The sequence below is a fragment of the Yoonia sp. genome, assembly GCF_965660735.1.
Classification (GTDB): domain Bacteria; phylum Pseudomonadota; class Alphaproteobacteria; order Rhodobacterales; family Rhodobacteraceae; genus Yoonia.
Map to the genome: position 1 here is coordinate 23,553 of NZ_CBFIBD010000027.1, position 19,925 is coordinate 43,477.

The 19,925-nt window shown below is 59.2% G+C and carries 19 protein-coding genes; 8 read left to right on the forward strand and 11 right to left on the reverse strand.

Annotated features, from left to right (window positions below):
- Positions 1–40: 40 nt before the first annotated feature.
- The 3 genes from ACTG4B_RS10795 to ACTG4B_RS10805 all read left to right on the forward strand — a co-directional run bounded on the left by ACTG4B_RS10795 (position 41) and on the right by ACTG4B_RS10805 (position 1,817).
- Entirely contained in the window at positions 41–670 is a 630-nt protein-coding gene (locus ACTG4B_RS10795; protein ID WP_439155711.1) for a queuosine precursor transporter, read from the forward strand.
- Between the two features lie 395 nt (positions 671–1,065).
- On the forward strand, positions 1,066–1,479 hold the full coding sequence (gene arfB / locus ACTG4B_RS10800; protein WP_439155712.1) for an alternative ribosome rescue aminoacyl-tRNA hydrolase ArfB: 414 nt from the start codon (positions 1,066–1,068) through the stop codon (positions 1,477–1,479).
- Positions 1,476–1,817 carry a cupin domain-containing protein gene (locus ACTG4B_RS10805; protein WP_439155713.1) on the forward strand — a complete coding sequence of 114 codons (342 nt, stop codon included), beginning with the start codon at positions 1,476–1,478 and terminating at the stop codon, positions 1,815–1,817. Before arfB ends, ACTG4B_RS10805 begins: the two co-directional genes overlap by 4 nt.
- Positions 1,818–1,854: 37 nt before the next feature.
- On the opposite strand, the gene ACTG4B_RS10810 is transcribed toward ACTG4B_RS10805, so the two are convergent.
- The 5 genes from ACTG4B_RS10810 to pncA all read right to left on the reverse strand — a co-directional run bounded on the left by ACTG4B_RS10810 (position 1,855) and on the right by pncA (position 5,928).
- Positions 1,855–2,133: an STAS-like domain-containing protein gene (locus ACTG4B_RS10810; RefSeq protein WP_439155714.1), complete on the reverse strand. Its 279-nt coding sequence runs from the start codon at positions 2,131–2,133 to the stop codon at positions 1,855–1,857.
- Entirely contained in the window at positions 2,127–3,008 is an 882-nt protein-coding gene (locus ACTG4B_RS10815) for an ATP-binding protein (protein WP_439155715.1), read from the reverse strand. Before ACTG4B_RS10815 ends, ACTG4B_RS10810 begins: the two co-directional genes overlap by 7 nt.
- A 41-nt stretch (positions 3,009–3,049) precedes the next feature.
- Positions 3,050–4,342: a nicotinate phosphoribosyltransferase gene (pncB, locus tag ACTG4B_RS10820; protein WP_439155716.1), complete on the reverse strand. Its 1,293-nt coding sequence runs from the start codon at positions 4,340–4,342 to the stop codon at positions 3,050–3,052.
- A gap of 63 nt (positions 4,343–4,405) precedes the next feature.
- On the reverse strand, positions 4,406–5,338 hold the full coding sequence (locus ACTG4B_RS10825) for a glycosyltransferase family 2 protein (protein WP_439155717.1): 933 nt from the start codon (positions 5,336–5,338) through the stop codon (positions 4,406–4,408).
- The gene (pncA, locus tag ACTG4B_RS10830; protein ID WP_439155718.1) at positions 5,335–5,928 is read right to left on the reverse strand and encodes a bifunctional nicotinamidase/pyrazinamidase; all 594 of its coding nucleotides are present in this window, start codon (positions 5,926–5,928) and stop codon (positions 5,335–5,337) included. The genes ACTG4B_RS10825 and pncA overlap by 4 nt, the downstream gene beginning before the upstream one ends.
- Positions 5,929–6,065: 137 nt before the next feature.
- Here pncA and ACTG4B_RS10835 point away from each other — a divergent pair, with 137 nt between their 5' ends.
- The 5 genes from ACTG4B_RS10835 to hemN are packed head-to-tail and all read left to right on the forward strand — an operon-like array spanning position 6,066 to position 12,041.
- Entirely contained in the window at positions 6,066–7,313 is a 1,248-nt protein-coding gene (locus ACTG4B_RS10835; protein ID WP_439155719.1) for an Hsp70 family protein, read from the forward strand.
- 24 nt (positions 7,314–7,337) lie between these two features.
- On the forward strand, positions 7,338–8,246 hold the full coding sequence (trhO, locus tag ACTG4B_RS10840; RefSeq protein WP_439155720.1) for an oxygen-dependent tRNA uridine(34) hydroxylase TrhO: 909 nt from the start codon (positions 7,338–7,340) through the stop codon (positions 8,244–8,246).
- Positions 8,246–9,292 (forward strand): AbrB family transcriptional regulator, encoded by a 1,047-nt coding sequence (locus ACTG4B_RS10845; RefSeq protein WP_439155721.1) that lies wholly within the window; start codon positions 8,246–8,248, stop codon positions 9,290–9,292. The genes trhO and ACTG4B_RS10845 overlap by 1 nt, the downstream gene beginning before the upstream one ends.
- A 53-nt stretch (positions 9,293–9,345) precedes the next feature.
- Positions 9,346–10,659, forward strand: coding sequence for a diaminopimelate decarboxylase (gene lysA, locus ACTG4B_RS10850; protein ID WP_439155722.1), 1,314 nt, complete (start codon positions 9,346–9,348; stop codon positions 10,657–10,659).
- Positions 10,660–10,703: 44 nt separating this feature from the next.
- A complete protein-coding gene (gene hemN / locus ACTG4B_RS10855; protein WP_439155723.1) occupies positions 10,704–12,041 on the forward strand; it encodes an oxygen-independent coproporphyrinogen III oxidase in 1,338 nt (445 codons plus the stop codon).
- Here the strand turns inward: hemN and gyrB are convergent, their stop codons facing one another.
- The 6 genes from gyrB to dnaA form a co-directional block, all read right to left on the reverse strand.
- On the reverse strand, positions 12,042–14,459 hold the full coding sequence (gene gyrB, locus ACTG4B_RS10860) for a DNA topoisomerase (ATP-hydrolyzing) subunit B (protein ID WP_439155724.1): 2,418 nt from the start codon (positions 14,457–14,459) through the stop codon (positions 12,042–12,044).
- Positions 14,460–14,596: 137 nt separating this feature from the next.
- The gene (locus ACTG4B_RS10865; protein ID WP_439155725.1) at positions 14,597–15,217 is read right to left on the reverse strand and encodes a LysE family translocator; all 621 of its coding nucleotides are present in this window, start codon (positions 15,215–15,217) and stop codon (positions 14,597–14,599) included.
- Positions 15,214–15,642: a VOC family protein gene (locus ACTG4B_RS10870; RefSeq protein ID WP_439155726.1), complete on the reverse strand. Its 429-nt coding sequence runs from the start codon at positions 15,640–15,642 to the stop codon at positions 15,214–15,216. Before ACTG4B_RS10870 ends, ACTG4B_RS10865 begins: the two co-directional genes overlap by 4 nt.
- On the reverse strand, positions 15,639–16,739 hold the full coding sequence (gene recF, locus ACTG4B_RS10875; protein ID WP_439155727.1) for a DNA replication/repair protein RecF: 1,101 nt from the start codon (positions 16,737–16,739) through the stop codon (positions 15,639–15,641). Before recF ends, ACTG4B_RS10870 begins: the two co-directional genes overlap by 4 nt.
- 40 nt (positions 16,740–16,779) lie before the next feature.
- Positions 16,780–17,898: a DNA polymerase III subunit beta gene (gene dnaN / locus ACTG4B_RS10880; protein ID WP_439155728.1), complete on the reverse strand. Its 1,119-nt coding sequence runs from the start codon at positions 17,896–17,898 to the stop codon at positions 16,780–16,782.
- A gap of 124 nt (positions 17,899–18,022) precedes the next feature.
- Positions 18,023–19,366: a chromosomal replication initiator protein DnaA gene (gene dnaA / locus ACTG4B_RS10885; protein ID WP_439155729.1), complete on the reverse strand. Its 1,344-nt coding sequence runs from the start codon at positions 19,364–19,366 to the stop codon at positions 18,023–18,025.
- Between the last annotated feature and the right edge of the window lie 559 nt (positions 19,367–19,925).

The window sequence follows — 19,925 nt, forward strand, 5'->3', positions numbered from 1 at the left end:
GGGGCCAAGTGCCGCACCCTTGTCAAAACGGAAACATCTTATGACACGTATCCTTCCCGGCGTTCTCGCCATGGCCACCATTGTCGTGGCCTCCAATATCCTTGTGCAATTCCTGATCCTTGACGGCTTTCTGACCTGGGGGGCGTTCACCTATCCGCTGGCGTTTCTGGTCACGGATGTGATGAACCGGATTTACGGGGCATCAGCCGCGCGCAAGGTCGTGTTTTCCGGGTTGGTCGTGGGGATCATCTGTTCTCTGATCGGCAGCCAGATCATGCTTGAATTCGGACCTGCTGTGCCCTTGCGGGTTGCGATCGGGTCCGCAACCGCCTTTGCCGTTGCGCAATTGCTGGATATTTCCGTGTTCAACCGGTTCCGCGGCGGGGTGTGGTGGAAAGCACCACTGGTCAGCACGCTGGTCAGTTCAGTCGTCGACACGGCGATCTTCTTTTCCATCGCTTTCGCCGCTTTCTTCAATGGCTTCAGCGCGCTGGCCACCGAGCAGATCATTTGGGCACAGGACGCTGTACCCTTCCTGAGCGTGGGGCCGCTGGTGCCGCTTTGGGTGTCGCTCGCCGTTGCGGACTGGGGTGTCAAGATTGCCGTCGCATTGATCGCTCTGGTGCCGTTTCGCCTTATTGTGGGGCAGCGGGCGCAGCCGGTCACTTAATCGCTATCGCTGGTATATTTTTACTTGAAATATACCAAATCTGTGCGACCTTGCTTTCAGGCGAAATATTTGAAAGGAGGTGATCCAGTGCATCATGAGGTATTGGAGAAGTGTGTCGGGACAACTTATGGGGGTCAAAGCTAGGGCAGCCCTTGGCTGAGAACACCATAAGGTGGTGATCCTAACCGACCCACCTCCGTAATTCAGGAAAGGGCTATCCCACCGCCGGGGTAGCCCTTTTTTGCGGTCGAAAGGCAGTTTCGACCGCGTGGGGCAAAACGTTTGGCGCAGCCAAATGTGGCCCCACCCCTTCGCAATTCACGCGTATTTTGACGGTCGGCGTCGCGTCGGATACATGTCGGACAAACGTCGGACCCCAACGCACGGTGGCGCAGGTGAAAATCAACGATCAGATCGAAATCGCGGATTGGGAGCTGACCGAAAGCTTCACCCGCGCGTCCGGCCCCGGCGGGCAGAACGTGAACAAAGTGTCCACGGCGGTTGAGTTGCGGTTCGAGGCGGAACGATCCCCCAACCTGCCCGACCCGGTGAAACGGCGGTTGCGGCGACTGGCGGGGCGGCGGTGGACGACGGACGGGGCGATTGTGCTGTTCGTCCAAGACACCCGCAGCCAGGCCCGCAACCGGGAACTTGCGCGCGACAGGATGGCCGAGCTGATCCGGGCCGCCACGGTGGTGCCGAAACGGCGAGTCGCGACGAAACCGACTTATGGCTCGGTGAAGCGGCGGTTGACGGGGAAAAAGCAGCGCGGCGAAGTGAAGGCGTTGCGGGGGAAGGTAGAGGAATGACCATGCTGATCTATCAACTGGACCAATCAGGCGACGGCGAGGTCGGCGGCCCCGCCCCCGACCGCCTTATCGCGGGCGATCCGGTGTTCACGACCTGGAATGTCGAGGACCGCGACGGGCTTTATTGCGGCATCTGGCGCAGCACGCCGGGCCGCTGGCGGATTTCCTACGACGAATGGGAATACTGCCGCATCCTGTCGGGCCGGTCGGTGATCCATGGGTCCGACGGATCGCGGCTAGAGGTCGGCCCCGGCGACAGCTTTGTCCTGCGCCCGGGGTACACCGGGGAATGGGAGGTCGTGGAGACGACGGTGAAGGAGTATGTGGTGCGGGTGTGAGGGGTAGGGTGTGTGCTTTGCACATACCAACCGAAAATTAGGCTGCGATCTTGCTCATACGCTCCCGAAGTAGGCTTCCAATTTGATTGTTGACGCCCTTGATGACCAACAGCGACCGGACATGATCATAGCCAAAATCATCTATAAGCTGGACGAAAGAAGAATTAACAAACGAAGAGGTAACGTTCGAGATTCCTGAAAAATCGAGAGTGACCTTAGTGCCTGCCTTAAAACACGAGGAGACATGCTTATAGATAACGATACCTTGATCATTCGTATCGCAGCCATTGACTAAATTTTTGACGCTCATCACCATTCGAAGTCTCCGTCATTTTCCTCTTCAAATTCAATAACATCAGTCTGTATATTGAACTCAATCATTGTTCCCGGGCAGAACCCTTGAACATCATATGGCACAACTGTTAAAGAATTTCCACTTTTTCGGAACGTCACCGCACCTTCACGTGAACGAACCGTTAACGCACCACCGAGGTGTTCAAGCACATTTTGCCTCAGGTAGTATAACCCCTGACCCCGGTTCTGTGGTGTGCTCTGTGATGAAAAACCTTCATCAAATGAGCGAATGATCGCTTCGTTGTCTGACAGTTGAGGCTCAATTCTTCGGACGGTTTCAGGAATTCCTTTCCCAAAATCTGCGACAACGATCTGTAAATTCTTCTTCTGCGGATACCATTGAGCAAAGACACTGCCAACGTCGAAAGCGCTATGATCATTGATGTTGTTGAACAATTCAGACATGCAGGTCTGAAACTCAGCCAAACCAGCCATCGGAACGCCTGAAATGTCGCTCAACCAAGGCGCAAAGGTATTATGTATCCACGCATGACACTCCTTATGGTGCAACTCGATGAGCGGCTGGGTGGTGACGCGAGGAGCACTATGCTGCGACAGCTTTTCTCGAAGGTGCTGCTGAAAGAACAACGAGTCGTCCAAGAATTTGATGCACTCTTTGTTCGTATCCATACCAGAGTAGCTTACTTCGCAGCCCTGACGCAGCAGGAAACGTGTCAGGTTGCTTAAGAAGACAATACCCGAAGGGAACGCGAAGTTCATTCTTGAAAAATCGAATTCAACAGCATCCGGCACAGACTCAAAGGTTCCAAAATTCTCTTTAATGAAGAGAAAAAGTCTAGCGGCCTCAAATTGCCTCGGGAGTTGAACAGTGATCACTTTTTTATCCTCAAAGTTGACCTCCAGTAATCCCAACCAACCTAAACCACAACCTCCACCCGCTCCTGCTCCCCCACCCCGAACACGCGCTTATAACGTGCGATCTCTTCCACCGGCCCCATCGCCTTGTTGGGGTTGTCGCTCAGTTTCACCGTGGGGCGGCCCTCGGCGCTGATGGCTTTGCAGACGAGGGAGAACGGCGCCAGTGCGTCGCCCTTCACCAGCCCTTTGAAATCGTTGGTCAGCATTGTCCCCCAGCCAAAGGACACCCGCACGCGGCCTGCGAATTGGGCTTGCAGTTCGATGATCTTGTCCACGTCCAGACCGTCCGAGAAGATGACCAGTTTCTTGGTCGGGTCCTCTCCCCTCGACCGCCACCAGTTGATCGCGTTTTCCGCGCCGGTCGCGGGGTCGCCTGAATCGACCCTGATCCCGGTCCAGCCCGCCAACCAGTCGGGCGCGCGGTCAAGGAAGCCTGCCGTCCCATAGGTGTCGGGCAGGATGATCCGCAGGTTGCCGTCGTGTTCGTCCTGCCAGTCGGCCAGCACGTCGTAGGGGGCCTGCCGCAGGGCGTCGTCGCTGTCGGCCAAGGCGGCATAGACCATGGGCAGTTCGTGGGCGTTGGTGCCGATCGCCTCTATCTCTCGCATCATGGCGATCCGGCAGTTGGAGGTGCCGGTAAAGCTGGTGCCCAGCCCTTCCATCATGGCCTGCACGCACCAGTCCTGCCAAAGGTAGGAATGCCGCCGCCGCGTGCCGAAATCGGCGACGCGCAGCCCGTCGATGGGCCGCAGTTTTTCGACCTTTTCCCAAAGTTTCGTCATGGCGCGGGCATAAAGCACCTGCAGTTCGAACCGCCCCATGTCGCGCAGCACGGCCCGGCTGCGCAGTTCCATCAGCACGGCAAGGGCGGGGATTTCCCACAGCATCACCTCGGGCCAGGAGCCTTCGAAGGTCAGTTCGTATTGCCCGTCGCGTTTTTCCAGGTGGTAGGGCGGGAGCCGCAGATTTTCGAACCATTCCATGAAGGCAGGCGTGAACATCTGGCGCTTGCCGTAAAAGGTGTTGCCACGCAGCCAGGTGGATTCCCCGCGGGTGAGCGAGAGCGAGCGTATGTGGTCAAGCTGTTCGCGCAATTCGCCTTCGTCCACCAGATCGGCAAGGCGGATGGATTTGGTGCGGTTGATCAGCGAAAAAGTGACCTGCGTGTCGGGGTGGTTGCGAAAGATCGACTGGCACATCAAAAGCTTGTAGAAATCCGTATCGATAAGCGACCGGACGATGGGGTCGATCTTCCATTTGTGGTTCCAGACGCGGGTGGCGATATCGACCATGATGTGTCCCCTTTGGTTTGCGGTGTTAGAGCAAGCACCCGTGTCAGAGGCAAGAGGCAGCGCCTATCCTTTTTGGGCGATGCGGCGTTGATGAATTTTTTTACCCCGTTTTTTCATCTGCCAGAACAGCCAGCCCTTAACTCGCCAGGAGAATGGTTTCAGATCACGTAGCACATCGAGCGCAACCGTATCGACATCATAGAACGCCGCCTTGCGCAGGGCACGCCGGATCAGGTGCCAGCGTTCCGGCGACAACGGGCCGAAATAATCCTGATTGCGGTGAAGAGTGCGCAGATAACACGCTGCTTCCTCTGCCGGATCAGTGCTTTGCGTCAATTGCGGCGCAGCACCCGCCGCGACGATGTAACCCTTGCTGACGATGCAACCCGGCTGTTCTTCGAACCAGCCTTTGTGGTCAAGGCCATACAGACGACAGTAAAAATCGCCGTCTTCATCAACCTTCAAATCTGTGCAGATCGGCCCGATCTTGCGGAAAACATCGCGGCGAACCCAAAACCCACAACCAAGCCCCGGCATCCGGGACACAAGCGGCACATTGACATCGACCAGTCCGGTCGTCAGGCCGCGCAATTTCTTGACGCGCATACTGTATAGCGGCGCATCGATGCTGGTGATGGTGCCCATGTTGGAAAATCCAAAGTCGGCATCGCTTTGCATGACGGCGGCCATGACCCGTTCGGCGTAGTCACCCACCATGACGTCGTCATCGTCCAGAAACAAAATAATGTCGCCAGATGCCGCATCGACGCCAAAGTTGCGCGCGCCGCCGGCGCCTTTATCGCCAGCGTTTGCCAGGACCAGAAGCCGCGGATCGCTTACCAGATCGGCGAGCGCCCCAGCCGCCGTGTCAGAATGGTCATCGACCACGATCACCTCTGCGTCATCGGGGCAGGCATCCAATGCTGACCTGACTGCGCGGGGCACAAGCGTGGCACGGTTGTATGTCGGGATCACAATCGAGATCGACAGCGTCATCGCATGACGACCCCCGCCGCCGTCATCCCGGCTTTGGCGGCATCAAGGGATCCGTCAAAGTCAATCGCGCGACACAGGTCAAGCCGGACCGCGACATCGAACCCCAGTCTTGCGGCGTCCACGGCGGAATAATTCACGCAGAAATCCGTGGCCAGGCCGACAAGCGTCAGCCGGTCGATACCGCGCGTGCGCAGATACCCTTCCAGTCCCGTGGGCGTGGTGTGGTCGTTCTCGAAAAACGCGGAATAGCTGTCGATTTCGGGATTGAACCCCTTTCGGATGATCAGATTGGCACGATCCACCGTCAGATCAGGGTGAAACTGCGCGCCTGTCGATCCCTGAATGCAGTGGTCGGGCCACAGAACCTGCGGGCCGTATGGCATTTGCATCATGCTCATCGGTTCCGCCTCATGCGTGGACGCGAACGAAGAATGCCCTGCCGGATGCCAGTCCTGCGTCAGGATAACCGCATCGAAATCGTTCATGGCGGCATTGATTCCCGGCACGATGGCGTCGCCTTCTGCCACGGCCAGCGCACCGCCGGGGCAGAAATCATTTTGCACATCGATCACAAGCAGGGCGTGGGTCATGGTGGCTCCGGTCTCTGTTTTCTCATCATGACAAGTGGTAGCGCGATGATTGCACATATGGAAGGGACAGGCGGGGTTGCCCCCTTGCCCCGTTTTGCCTATGCGGTGCCTTTTTCCGGGCAGGATCAGAGGCAGACATGGCGCGCTTGGGCATCGACTTTGGCACATCCAACACCGCGGCCGGGGTGATTGCCGCAGGTCGTCCGCATCTGATCGAGGTAGAGCCGGGGCGCACCACGCTGCCCACATCCGTATTCTTTGATCATGACCGCAAGGTCACGACCTATGGCTCCGTCGCCAATAGCGCCCTGATCGACGGTCGCGAGGGGCGGTTCATGCGTGCGCTGAAATCGGTGCTGGGCACGCCGTTGATGCGCGAACGCCGCCAGTTCGGCCATGAACGACTGACACTGCTCGACGTGGTTGCGCGGTTTCTGCAAATGATCCGAGAACGGGCCGAGGCCGCGACCGGCGACACCTATGACCGGGCCCTGTCGGGTCGCCCCGTCCGGTTCCATTCCGCCGATGATGCCCGTAATGCGCAGGCTCAGGTCGATCTGCGCGCGGCCTATCATCTGGCGGGATTCAGCGACGTGCAATTCATGTATGAGCCAGAGGCCGCAGCCCTGGCCAGTGGCCCGCTGGCCAGGGGTGAACTGGGGCTGATCGTGGATATCGGTGGCGGAACCTCGGATTTTTCGGTCTTTGAACGGAACGGCGACGCGACGCGCATCATCGCCAGCCATGGTGTGCGGATCGGTGGCACTGATTTTGACCGTGCGATCAGCATTGCCCATGTCATGCCGCTGTTGGGGCGCGGCGCGGACGTGCGCAATGCGCTGGGGACAGGCACGCATACGGCCCCGAACGCGATTTTCAACGATCTGGCGACATGGCAGAAAATCCCGTTTTTGTATACGCCCGACAATCGCCGCATGGTGGCTGATTTTGTAAAATTGGGCGTCGATGCGGCACTGTTTGCGCGGCTGAACACCGTGCTGGACATGGAACTGGGCCACGATATCGCATTTGCAGTCGAGGCGGGCAAGATCAGGCTGAACGCGCATGACGTGACGGATGCAGGCATTGACCTGCGCGAGATCGAAAAGGCGCTGTGGGCACGGCTGACCAAGGCGCAGATGACGGCAGTGCTGGCAGATCATGCCACGCGGATCAGCGATTGCGCCAGCCAGACCGTTGAAATGGCCGGTGTCACGCACGACCGGATTGCCAAGGTCGTCTTTGTGGGCGGTTCCAGCCTGTTGCATGTGGTCGAAGCGGCGATGGTATCACTGTTCCGCGATGCGACTCTGGAACGGGCCGAGGCGTTTACCGCCGTGGCCGACGGTCTGGCCATTGCCGCATCGCGTGACTTGCCCCTTTGACCGGACAGGCGTATTTGACGCTACATGTATACTGTCGCCGCACTTTACCACTTTACCCGCTTTGCCGATCACGCCGCCCTGCGTGATCCGCTGCTGACCTTGTGTAAAACCCATGGGATCAGTGGCACCCTGCTGCTGGCCGCAGAGGGGATCAACGGCACGATTGCAGGCAGCCGCGCGGGTATTGACGCCGTCATCGCGCATATCCGCGCCCTGCCCGGTTGCACCGGGCTGGAGTGGAAGGAAAGCACCGCATCCACCCCACCCTTCCACCGCATGAAGGTGCGGCTGAAACGTGAAATCGTGACCATGGGCCAGCCCGATGTGGACCCGATTGCGCAGGGCACCGGCCATTATGTTGACCCCACCGATTGGAACGACCTGATCAGCGCCCCTGATGTGGCGGTGATTGACACCCGCAACGATTACGAGGTGGCGATCGGCACCTTTGACGGGGCGATTGACCCCCAGACGAAATCCTTTGGCGAGTTTCCGGCGTGGTGGGAGGCGAACAAGCACCGGTTCCACAACAAGCGCATCGCGATGTTCTGCACCGGCGGGATCAGGTGCGAAAAATCGACAAACTACCTGATGGGTCAGGGGGTCGAGGATGTTTATCACCTCAAGGGTGGCATCCTGAAATACCTTGAGGACGTGCCGCAGGCAGACAGCAGATGGGACGGGGAATGTTTCGTCTTTGATGCCCGCGTCAGCGTGGGTCACGGCCTGACGGAAGGGCCGCACATTCTATGCCACGCCTGCCGCCGCCCGCTGTTACCATCAGATCGCAACCATCCCGCCTATGAAGACGGTGTCGCCTGTCATCACTGCGTGGATGAAACGACCGAGGCCGACAAGGACCGGTTCCGCGAACGGCAAAAGCAGATCGCGTTGGCAAAAAAACGCGGCACGCATCACATCGGCGGACTATAGTGGCCGACCTGCCATCGCAGGCACTGGCACTGAGCATCGGGGTGGCCAGCGGGGTCGCGGCCTATCTGGCGGGTCTGCCCCTGCCATGGATGCTGGGGCCGATGATCGGCAACACCGTCGCGGCAATGCTGCGCGCACCTGTCGCAGGGCCGCTGCGCTTGCGGCCATGGGTGATGCCGGTGATTGGCGTTTTGCTGGGGTCCAGCGTCACTGCGGGAATATTCGGGCGGCTGGGGTCATGGGGGATCACGCTGGCGCTGCTGCCTGCCTTTCTGGCGATCGCGGCGGCGCTGTCCTATCAGGTTTATCGCCGCTTTGGGGGGTATGACCCTGTCACGGCTTTTTATGCCGCAATGCCCGGCGGGGTGAATGAAATGCTGATCCTCGGGACCGAGGCGGGTGGCAATGAACGCCGCATCGCACTGGCCCATGCTGCGCGCATTCTGCTGGTAATCTGCTTTGTCGCTGTGTTCTTCGGGTTGTTCCTGGGGGTGACATCGGGTGGCGGGGGTGCTGTCTGGGTGGGACTGGATGCGCTGGGCATGGCCGATTACCTGATCCTTGGCTTTTGTGCCGTTGCCGGGGCCTGGGCGGGAAAACACCTGCGCCTGCCTGCCTCTGCCATCTTTGGCCCTATGATTCTCAGCGGGATCGCCCATGTCACAGGTTGGGTTACTGTCGCGCCGCCCAGCTTGCTTGTGATTGCCGCCCAGATCACCGTCGGCACCATCATCGGCACAAGGTTTGTCGGGGCCACGCTGCGGGAATTGCGGCGCGATCTGGGGCTGGCCGCGATTGTCACGCTGGTCATGCTAGGGGTAGCGACAGGTTTTGCCGCCGCTTTGAGCCGGATCAGCGGGGTGCCGCTGGAACAGGCGTTTCTGGCCTATTCGCCCGGCGGGCTGACCGAGATGTCGCTGCTGACGCTCGCGCTGGGGCAGGATGTGGCCTATGTGTCGATCATGCACATTATCCGCATCACACTTGTGATCGGCTCGGCACCCTTCGTCTTTGGCCGGATCATCGGGCGACGCCCCTTGCCGTAGGGACACACCCGCAATAAACGGGGCCGAACGCAACGCCGGAACGGATGCCCGCCATGACAGATGTCAATTCAGTCGAAGACAGCAGGATTTATCAGGACGATGATCTGATCCGGTCGCTTGTGGCGCACTACCACAGCCCGCTTTACGTTTTTGACGCGGCGGCGATACGCGCCAACTGTCGCAAGGTAAAGGATGCCGTCCCTTACGCCCATCTGCATATCCGCTATGCCTGCAAGGCGCTGTCATTGCAGGCGGTGCTCAAAATCATGCTGGACGAAGGTATGTGGATCGACGCGTCATCCATCAACGAGGTGCACCGCGCCCTAATCGCAGGTTTCACGCCGGAACAGATCTATTACACCGGCGAAGGCGCAACGCTGAGCGTGTATCGCGACCTTGTGGCCCGCGATGTGCTGGTGAACTGCACGTCGATCGACCAGATCCACCTGCTGGGGCAGGCGGGCGGCACCCGCTGTTCGATCCGCATCAACCCCGGCGAAGGGCATGGCGCCAACACGCAGACCAACACCGGCGGCCCATCCAGCAAGCATGGCATCTATTTCGACCAGTTGGACGCGGCCAAAGCGGCGGCGGCGCAATATGGTATCCGCATCACGGCGATCCATTCGCATATCGGGTCGGGCACCGATCTGGGCCATTGGCTGCGGATCAAGGACAAGACGCTGGATTTCGCGCGCGGCTTTCCCGATCTGGATACGGTCAATCTGGGCGGTGGCCTGCCGGTGGTGTATAACAAGACCAACGACCAGCCCATGCCGATCCGCGAATGGGGGGCGGCGCTGACGCAATCCATGCAGGAATTCTCTGCCGAAATGGGCCGCGACATCGAACTGCAACTGGAACCGGGGCGGTTTCTGGTGGCCAATGCCGGTGTCTTGCTGGCCGAGGCGCAGGCGGTCAAATCAACCACCAATCCCGACGGGTCAGAGGGCTTCAATTTTGTCATCGTCAACACCGGGTTGAACCACAACATCCGCCCGGCACTTTACGGCAGCTATCACCCGATCCGGTTCATTGCGCCCAACCGCGAGACCCGCAATGCGCCACGCGAATACGTCATCGCGGGATACCTGTGCGAAAGCGGAGATGTTTTCACCGTGGATGCGGATGGCAATCTGCGCCCGCGCGTCATGGACGGGATCAAGGTCGGCGACATCATGGTGATGGCCGGTGTGGGGGCCTACGTGCATGCGCTGAAAAGCGAATACAACTCCATGAACCTGCCCGCATCGGTGATGATCATGGAAGACGGCACGACGCGGATGATCGAACGGCGCGGCACGTTGGAAGACATCATGCGCCGCGAGGTCGAGGTGTATCAGGACGAGAACCCACCAGCAGTTTGATCCAGCGCAAGGTTTGGCCCGTCTGACCGCGCCATAAACAGCGTATGAAACAGATTGATCGCCTTTCCGCCCTTGGGCTTTTTGACGCGCGCGTGCCGCGCTATACTTCTTATCCTACAGCGCCCGTGTTTTCGCCTGCGGTGGGTGCGCCGGAACAGGCTGCAGCCTTGGGGGCACTGCCACCTGATGTGCCTGTGTCGGTCTATCTGCATATCCCGTTTTGCGAACGCCTGTGCTGGTTCTGCGCCTGCCGGACGCAGGGCACGCAGACGCTCGCCCCGGTTGAAAGCTATATCGACACGCTGGAACAGGAACTGACGCTACTGTCTGGTGTGTTGCCCAAAGGGTTGCGCATGGGCCGGATGCACTGGGGCGGCGGCACGCCGACGATCCTGCCACCCGACCTGATCAAGCGACTGGCCCAAGCGGTCAAGGCGGCGATTCCGCCCACGGATGATTGGGAATTTTCGGTCGAAATTGACCCCACGATGGTGGATCGCGACAAGATCGCGGCGCTGGCCGCAGCGGGGATGAACCGCGCCAGCATCGGCATTCAGGATTTTGACCCCCAAGTGCAGGCCGCCATCGGGCGCGCGCAACCCTTTGAGGTCACACGCGATTGCGTCGATGACCTGCGCGCGGCTGGGATTACCTCACTGAATGCCGATCTGGTTTACGGACTTCCCTATCAGGATGCAGCCCGGATCAGCGACACGATAGACAAGGTTTTGTCCCTTGCGCCCGACCGGATCGCGCTGTTCGGTTATGCGCATGTGCCGTGGATGGCCAAGCGGCAAAAGCTGATCAAGGAAGAAACCCTGCCCGACGATCTGGCCCGCTATCATCTGGCCGAACTGGCCGCCGACAAATTCCTGAACGCCGGGTTCAGCGCCATCGGCATCGACCATTTCGCGCGCCCCGGTGACGGGCTGGAAACGGCCATGCGCACGGGCCACTTGCGGCGGAATTTTCAGGGCTACACCGCCGATACCTGCCCCACACTGATCGGGATCGGCGCGTCGTCGATTTCACGCCTGCCCACGGGATACGTGCAGAACGCTGCTGCGACACCCGCCTATACCCAGCGGATCGCGGCGGGCCAGTTGGCCGGCGTGCGCGGGCATGTGATGACGGACGATGACTTGCTGCGTGCCCGCGCCATTGAAATGCTGATGTGCGATTTTCGGCTGGACCGGCGGGTGCTGAGCAATGATGAGCTGGATGCCACCTGTGCTGAAATTGCCGCGCAATATGGTGATCTGGTGGAACTGACTGATGAGGCGCTGACGATCCGCCCCGCCGGTCGAGCCCTGACGCGGATTATCGCCAGCGCCTTTGACGCGCACAAGCCCGAAGGCGTGCGCTATAGTCAGGCGTCGTAATCAGAAGTCCAGATTCTCGACGTTCAGCGCGTTGTTCTGGATAAACTCGCGGCGTGGTTCCACCACGTCGCCCATCAGCTTGGTAAACAGATCATCGGCTTCGGCGACGTCTTCGACCTTGACCTGTAGCAGCGTGCGCGCGTCGGGGTCCAATGTGGTTTCCCAAAGCTGGCTGGGGTTCATTTCCCCCAGCCCCTTGTAGCGCTGCAACGAAAGGCCCTTTTCGCCTTCTTCCAAAATCGCCTTGAGCAGGTCAAGCGGGCCGTGGATCAACTGGCTGCGGTCCTTGCGCACCAGTGTCGCGGGCAATTCGTAAACATCCTGCAAGGCTTGCGTGAACGTGCCCGTGCGCCGCGCCTCGCCTCCGCGCAGGATAGCGCCATCAAGCGTGCGCACTTCTTCAACACCGCGCAGGATTCGGGCCAACCGCACACCATGGTCCTGCGTGATCCGGCCCTGCCAGCCACGTTCCCATTCCAGCGCGATCAGGTTCAGCCGCTTTGCAACCTTGTCAGCGACGCCTTGCAGATTTTCTGTGACAGCACCGGGCGCAAAGGCCCCGGCAATCGCTGCCTGTTCAAGGATGTGGCGCGGATAATGCGTTGGAAATGCATCAAGCACGCGCTTCAATTGCCGGGCATCTTCGACTACGCGGCGCAGATCGGCACCGCTGATTTCCTCACCGTTGCCCTGCCGCAGCATGGCGCCGTCGATCCCCTGTTCGATCAGGTATTCTTCCATCGCGGCCTGATCCTTGAGGTAGACCTCGGACTTGCCACGCGACACTTTGTAAAGCGGCGGCTGCGCGATATACAGATACCCCCCCTCGATCAGTTCTGGCATCTGCCGGAAGAAAAAGGTCAACAGCAGCGTGCGGATGTGTGCGCCATCGACGTCGGCGTCGGTCATGATGATGACCTTGTGATAGCGCAGTTTGTTGATGTTGAATTCATCGCGCCCAATCCCGGTACCCAGCGCCATGACAAGGTTGCCGATTTCCTGTGACCCAAGCATCCGGTCGAACCGGGCGCGTTCCACATTCAGGATCTTACCCTTAAGCGGCAGGATCGCCTGCGTGCCCCGGTCGCGGCCCGTCTGTGCGGACCCGCCGGCGCTGTCACCCTCGACCAGAAAGACTTCGGTCTTGGCGGGGTCTTTTTCGGAGCAGTCCTTGAGCTTTCCCGCAAGGAAATTCACATCCATCGCCGTCTTGCGGCGGGTCAGTTCGCGGGCCTTGCGCGCCGCCTCGCGGGCTTGCGCGGCTTCTACGATCTTGCCCACAACAATCTTGGCGATCTGGGGATTTTCCTCGAACCATTCGGCCAGCTTCTCACCGACGAGGTTTTCAACGGCAGGCCGTACCTCGGAACTGACTAGCTTATCCTTGGTCTGGCTGCTGAATTTCGGGTCCGGCACCTTGACCGACAGAACGCATGTCAGACCTTCGCGGGCATCGTCGCCGGTAAAGCTGATCTTTTCCTTTTTGGCGATCCCGCTCGACTGCGCATAATTGTTGATGGTCCGCGTCAGCGCGCCCCGGAAACCGGCCATATGGGTGCCGCCATCGCGCTGCGGAATGTTGTTGGTAAAGGGCAGCACCATTTCGTTGTAGCTGTCGTTCCACCACATCGCGACCTCGATCCCGATGTCGTCACGTTCGCCGGTGATAAAGATCGGTTCAGGCAGGATCGACGATTTGGACCGGTCCAGATATTTGACAAATTCCTTGACCCCGCCTTCATAGAACAATTCGGTACGCAGCTGTTCGGCAGGCCGTTCATCGCTGACGATGATCCGCACACCGGAATTCAGGAACGCCAGTTCGCGCAGACGCTTTTCCAACGTGTGAAAATCAAAGTCGCGATTGCTGAAGGTGTCGAGACTGGCAAGAAAGCGCACTTCGGTCCCTTTGCGACCGTTGGCATCGCCGACCACGCGCAGAGGTTCAACCGTGAAGCCGCCCTCGAACCTTGCATAATGTTCCTTGCCGTTGCGCCAGATGCGCAGTTCAAGGTAATCGGACAGGGCGTTCACTACGGATACGCCAACACCGTGCAGGCCGCCTGACACCTTGTAGGAATTGCTGTCGAATTTGCCGCCCGCGTGCAACTGGGTCATGATAACCTCGGCTGCGGAAACACCTTCGCCCTTGTGCATATCGACAGGAATACCGCGCCCGTTATCGCCCACCGTGACAGACCCGTCATCGTGAATGATCACATAAACATGGTCGGCATGACCGGCCAATGCCTCGTCAATACCGTTGTCCACGACCTCATAGACCATGTGGTGCAGACCAGAGCCATCGTCAGTGTCCCCAATGTACATGCCAGGGCGCTTGCGAACAGCCTCCAAGCCTTTGAGAACCTTGATGGAATCTGCGCCGTATTCTTCTTGGTTTTGATTGTGGTCGGCCATGTGGTCTTTCCCGTAATTCTATACGCAAAATATATGCTTTTCAGAGCGGGATGTCACGCAAATGGCACAATATTTTGTGGATCGGCAGGACTTTGACGTCAGGGGGATTTTCACCCCGAAAACAGGGTTTGAACACGTCAGGTAAATGCAATCACGACGCCCACGCCAATCAGCAACCAGCCTGCGGTAAGGTTCATCCGCCGAACGGCAAAGGTTGATCTCAACAGCCCCCGTACCCGGTCCACCGAAGCGGCCAGAAACAGGTTGCCGGCCAGCGGAATAATGAAGCTGAGAAAGCAGATGATTGCGATATCTGCCGCAGTCGCCTGTGTCAGGTCAAAGAACCCCGGTAGCACCCCCATGTAGAACAGGATGGCCTTGGGATTGCCCAGAATAACGGCCAGCCCGGCCACGAACCCGGCCCACATGCCCGGCCGCGTCAGGCGACTGTTGCGTTCAAGTGACAGGTCAGCGTGCCGGATCAACGCGGCCCCCATGGCGATGAACACCGCCACTGCAACCCATTGCAGCACCGTCATGAAGCCTGCGAATTCCGTCACCAGCCACGTCAGCCCGAACACGGCGACCAGGGGCCAGATCACATCGCCCACCACAACGCCCAGCGCCAGCGGCCAGGCTGCCTGAAACCCGCCCGACAGCGACCGCGCCAACAGCGCGACCCAGACCGGCCCCGGTGTCATGAACAGGATCAACAGCGCGCCAGCATAAAGCCCCATTTGCGCAAAGGTGATCGTCATATCTTGGGCAGGGTCAGGCTGCCATCGGGGTTCAGTGGCCAGAACGGGTTGTGCGCCAGTTCCCAGACATGTCCGTCGGGGTCGGCATAATAGCCGGAATAGCCGCCCCAGAATACCTTTTCAGGGGCTTTCAGTGCCGTAGCCCCGGCTTCGATGGCGGCTGCAAATGCGGTGTCCACCTCTGTCTCAGTCGCGAAGTTCTGGGCCAGTGTCATGGCCCCGGTGCCAAGCGGCACATCGGGCCGCCCCTGATCGCTGGCCAACGCATCGCGGCCAAACAGGCCCAGCGCCATGCCGTTGATCTGGTAAAAGGCGACCTCGCCCTCGTCTGCTGTCGGCGTCCAGCCCAACGCGCCGTAAAACGCCTTGGATCGGTCCAGATCAGCCACGCCAAGGGTAATCAGGGTCACACGTTGCGGGGTCATGGCGCATCCTTTGTGCTGACGGTCGATGTGCCGTCGCTATCCGTCACTTCGACATATTGGGCGCGGTCGCCCAGTTCGGTGAATAATTCCGGCCCGGTGCCGGTCATAAAGGCCTGCGCACCCACAGCGCAGATTTCATCATAAAGCGCGGCACGGCGCATGGCGTCAAGATGGGCTGCGACCTCGTCCAGCAAAAGGATCGGCGGCGCCCCGAAATCGCGGGCAAGCGCGCGGGCATTTGCAAGGATCAGGCTGATCAGCAGCGCCTTTTGTTCGCCGGTGGAACAGTCGCGGGCCGCCACGCCCTTGTCGGTAAAAACCGCATCGAGATCAGCGCGGTGCGGACCGATCAGGGTGCGCCCGGCGGCCATGTCGCGCCGACGGTTCGCGGCCAGCGCGTCGGCCAGATCATCCAGGATCGGGCCGGGGGATGCCAGACCCAGCGATGCCGTGGGAAAGGCGGTTTGTGCCGCATCCTGCGCTGCGGTCAGTTCGGCGATGGCCCGCTGGCGGTTGGACACAATCTGCGCGCCGGCCTCGGCCATTTGCGTTTCAAGCACACCATACCAATGCGGGTCGCGCACCATGTCTTTCAGCAGGCGGTTGCGTTCGCGCATCGCCTTTTCATAGGTCAGCACAGCGTCGGCATGGCCCGGCTCAAAGCTGAGCGTCATGCGGTCGAGAAACCGGCGGCGCCCATCGGCACCTTCGATCCACAGCCTGTCCATTGCCGGCACCAGCCACAGGATACGGGCGATCCGGCCAAGGGCCACTTGCGGCGCAGTCTTGCCGTCGATGCGCAATTGGCGGGGGCTGCCGGCCTCGGCCCATGTTTCAATCTCGTGGGTGTGTTGCAGAGACTGAAGGTGGGCTGTGATTTTCCAACCCAGCGCCTCTGGCCTGCGGGTCAGATCGTCGGCAGCGGCCCGGCGCAGCCCGCGCCCCGGTGACAGCAACGAGATCGCTTCCAGCAGGTTGGTCTTGCCCGCACCGTTGGGGCCAAAAATGGCCATCGGACGCGGATCAATATCCAGCACCGCGCGTTTGTGGCTGCGGAAATGCGAAAGCGTCAGTTGTGTCAGCGCGAGCCGGGTCATCGGTACCGCGAAGATTTTTCGCGAAAAATCTTGGCCCCTGTCACACGCGCATCGGCATGACGACATAGACCGCCGACATGTCATTGCCTTCGCGCATCAAGGTCGGATCACCCGAAGAGTTGAACATGAAAACAGCGTTCTCACGATCCACTTGGCTTGCAATTTCCAACAGGTATTTCGCGTTGAAACCGATCTCCAGCGGTTCGTCGGAATAGGCCACGGCCAACTCTTCCTCGGCAGCCCCGCTGTCAGGGGCATTGACCGAGAGGATCAACCTGTCTTCGTCCAATGAAAGTTTCACAGCACGCGACCGTTCTGATGATACAGTCGCAACCCTGTCGACGGCCTTGGCAAATTCGGATGCGTCAACTTCCAACCGGCGGGTGTTGCCTTGGGGGATGACCCGTGTGTAGTCGGGGAATGTCCCGTCGATGACCTTGGACGTCAGGGTGATGTCGGGCGTCGCAAACCGAATCTTGGTTTCAGACACGGATACCGCGATCTGCATATCGTCGTCTTCCAACAGCTTGCGTAATTCGCCCACTGTTTTGCGCGGAACGATCACGCCGGCCATATCCTGGGCCCCTTGCGGCAGATCGGCGTCGATCCGGGCCAGCCGGTGCCCGTCGGTCGCCACGCAACGCAGCACCTTGCCGCCGTCGCCATCGGCCACATGCATATAGACGCCATTCAGGTAATAGCGGGTTTCTTCGGTTGAAATAGCAAATTTTGACTTGTCAAACAGACGCCGCAATACCGGGGCCGGGGCTGCAAAGTTCGCGGCATACTCTGACGACGCCATGACGGGAAAATCTTCCTTGGGCAGCGTGGCCAGCGAAAAATTCGACCGCCCCGCCTCGATTGTCAGCCTGCCGCTGGTGCCGTCTTCTGTCAGGGTCACAAGTGCCCCGTCGGGCAATTTTCGCACGATTTCATTTAGCGTCACCGCGCTGACGGTCGTGGCACCGGCGCGTTCGACCTTGGCGGGCGCTCGGTCCACGACCTCTATGTCCAGATCGGTCGCGCGGAAATGCACGTCATCACCTGATGCCTCGATCAGCACGTTGGCGAGGATCGGGATCGTATTGCGCCGCTCGACCACCGACTGCGCCTGCGCAACCGCCTTAAGAAGAACCGCGCGTTCAATGCTGAATTTCATGTCCCATGCTCCGCATATCTTGGTGGCCGGGGCCGCCGGGACGCAAAATCTACTGCATTTTCCCGGTTGCTCAAGCGTTTTGTTGGACTGTCGACGAAGGGCGGGCCAGCGTCAAGCGTTGGCGCTATTCCTCGAGCGCGCGGCGCAGCAATTCCAAGTCATCCGCGATTTGGCTATCAAGCGTCCTGAGTTCTTCGATCCGGCGGACACCGTGCATCACTGTGGTATGATCCCGACCGCCAAATCGCCGCCCGATTTCAGGCAGTGACCGCTTGGTCATCTGCTTGGCCAGATACATCGCAACCTGCCGTGGTCGGGCATAATTGCGCACCCGCTTGGGCCCGATCATGTCAGACAGCCTGATGTTGTAATGTTCAGACACCTTGCGCTGAATTTCCTCGACCGTGACCTTGCGGTCAGATGCCTTGAGAACATCGGACAGGCAATCTTGCGTCAGCTCCAGGGAAATTTCCCGTCCTACCAGCGATGCAAAGGCAAAAAGCCGGGTCAAAGCGCCCTCAAGCACACGGACGTTGGTGGAAATACGGTGCGCCAGAAATTCCAGGACGCCATTGGCGATCTGCACATCGGGGTATTGACTGGCGTAGAAATCGACCTTGGATTGCAGGATACCAAGGCGCAGTTCGTAATCCGTCGGATGCAGATCAACGACCAGACCGCATTGCAGACGCGATTTGATCCGTTCCTCAAGATCCTTGATTTCGCCCGGCGCGCGGTCGGCGGAAATGATGATCTGTTTCTGGCCGTCCACCAGCGCGTTGAATGTGTGAAAGAATTCTTCCTGCGTGCTGTCCTTGCCACTGATAAACTGCACATCATCGACCATCAGAACATCGACTGACCGGAACAGCTGTTTGAAATCCATCATCTTGCGTTCGCGCAGCGCCGTGATGAAGCGATACATGAACTGTTCGGCTGACAGGTAAAGCACGTTCAATTCCGGCGACCGCTGCTTCAACTCATGTGCGATGGCGTGCATCAGATGGGTTTTACCAAGACCCACACCGCCATATAGAAAAAGCGGGTTGAACGTCACAGGTCCGCCTTCGGCGACACGGCGGGCGGCTGCATGCGCCAGTTCGTTCGGTTTGCCGACAACAAAAGTGTCAAAAGTGAACCGCGCATCCAGCGGCGCACCTGCCACATCATCGGCCTGTGTCGTTTTCGCGGCAGGTCGCAGGGTTGGTTGCGGCACCTGACGCGCGGCGGTGTGGACCATGAACTTCAGCCTGTCCACGTCTTGGCCGTGTTTGTTCAGATGATAGATGATCTGGTCGCCAAAGTTCTGCGATACGTAATTTCCGATGAAATTCGTTGGCACGTGAAAAGTCGCGACCCCGCCGGTAAGCTGTGAGAACTCCAGCGGTTCAATCCAGTTTGAAAAGTTATGCGCACCCAATGCACCGCGTAGCGCATCCAAAACCCTGCCCCATACATCGTTCGTCATCTTGTCCCCTTGCCCGCCTACGACCGCTTTGCCACACAACCGGGCCATAGCCCGTCATCACGTCACATCGGTTCAGACAAAAAGCATCGGTTCACCCAGAGTGTCCCCACCGGGCGGCATGCCTTTCACCAAATCCATAGGCCCGGTGACAAAGCGTGCAAAAAACAGCACGCAAAACCACCTTGCGGCAGATTTCAGGACCACAGACAACACAAATGCCAAGGAGCAGCCCCCAACATATGCGCAGACACAAAATGGCAGCGTTACATGGGTTACCCATGTCACTCTACGTCAACTTCGCATGAAGTCCGGCATCGACGTTTCTGGCAAACTGGACAATGTAATCCTGTCCTTTGGCCTTCAACTTGTGCCGTTCTCCTCCATGTCCCCCCGGAACGATGTGAATCGCATAGCTAAACTAGCAAGCTGAACACGCTTGCTTCAACACAACATCGCGCTTGACTCGGAGATTGCCGGAAAAGAATCTGCGCCCCCCAAAAATTGATGCAAAAACTCATCACACCCGGCAGAACAAATAAAAAACGCGCACCGAACCGAT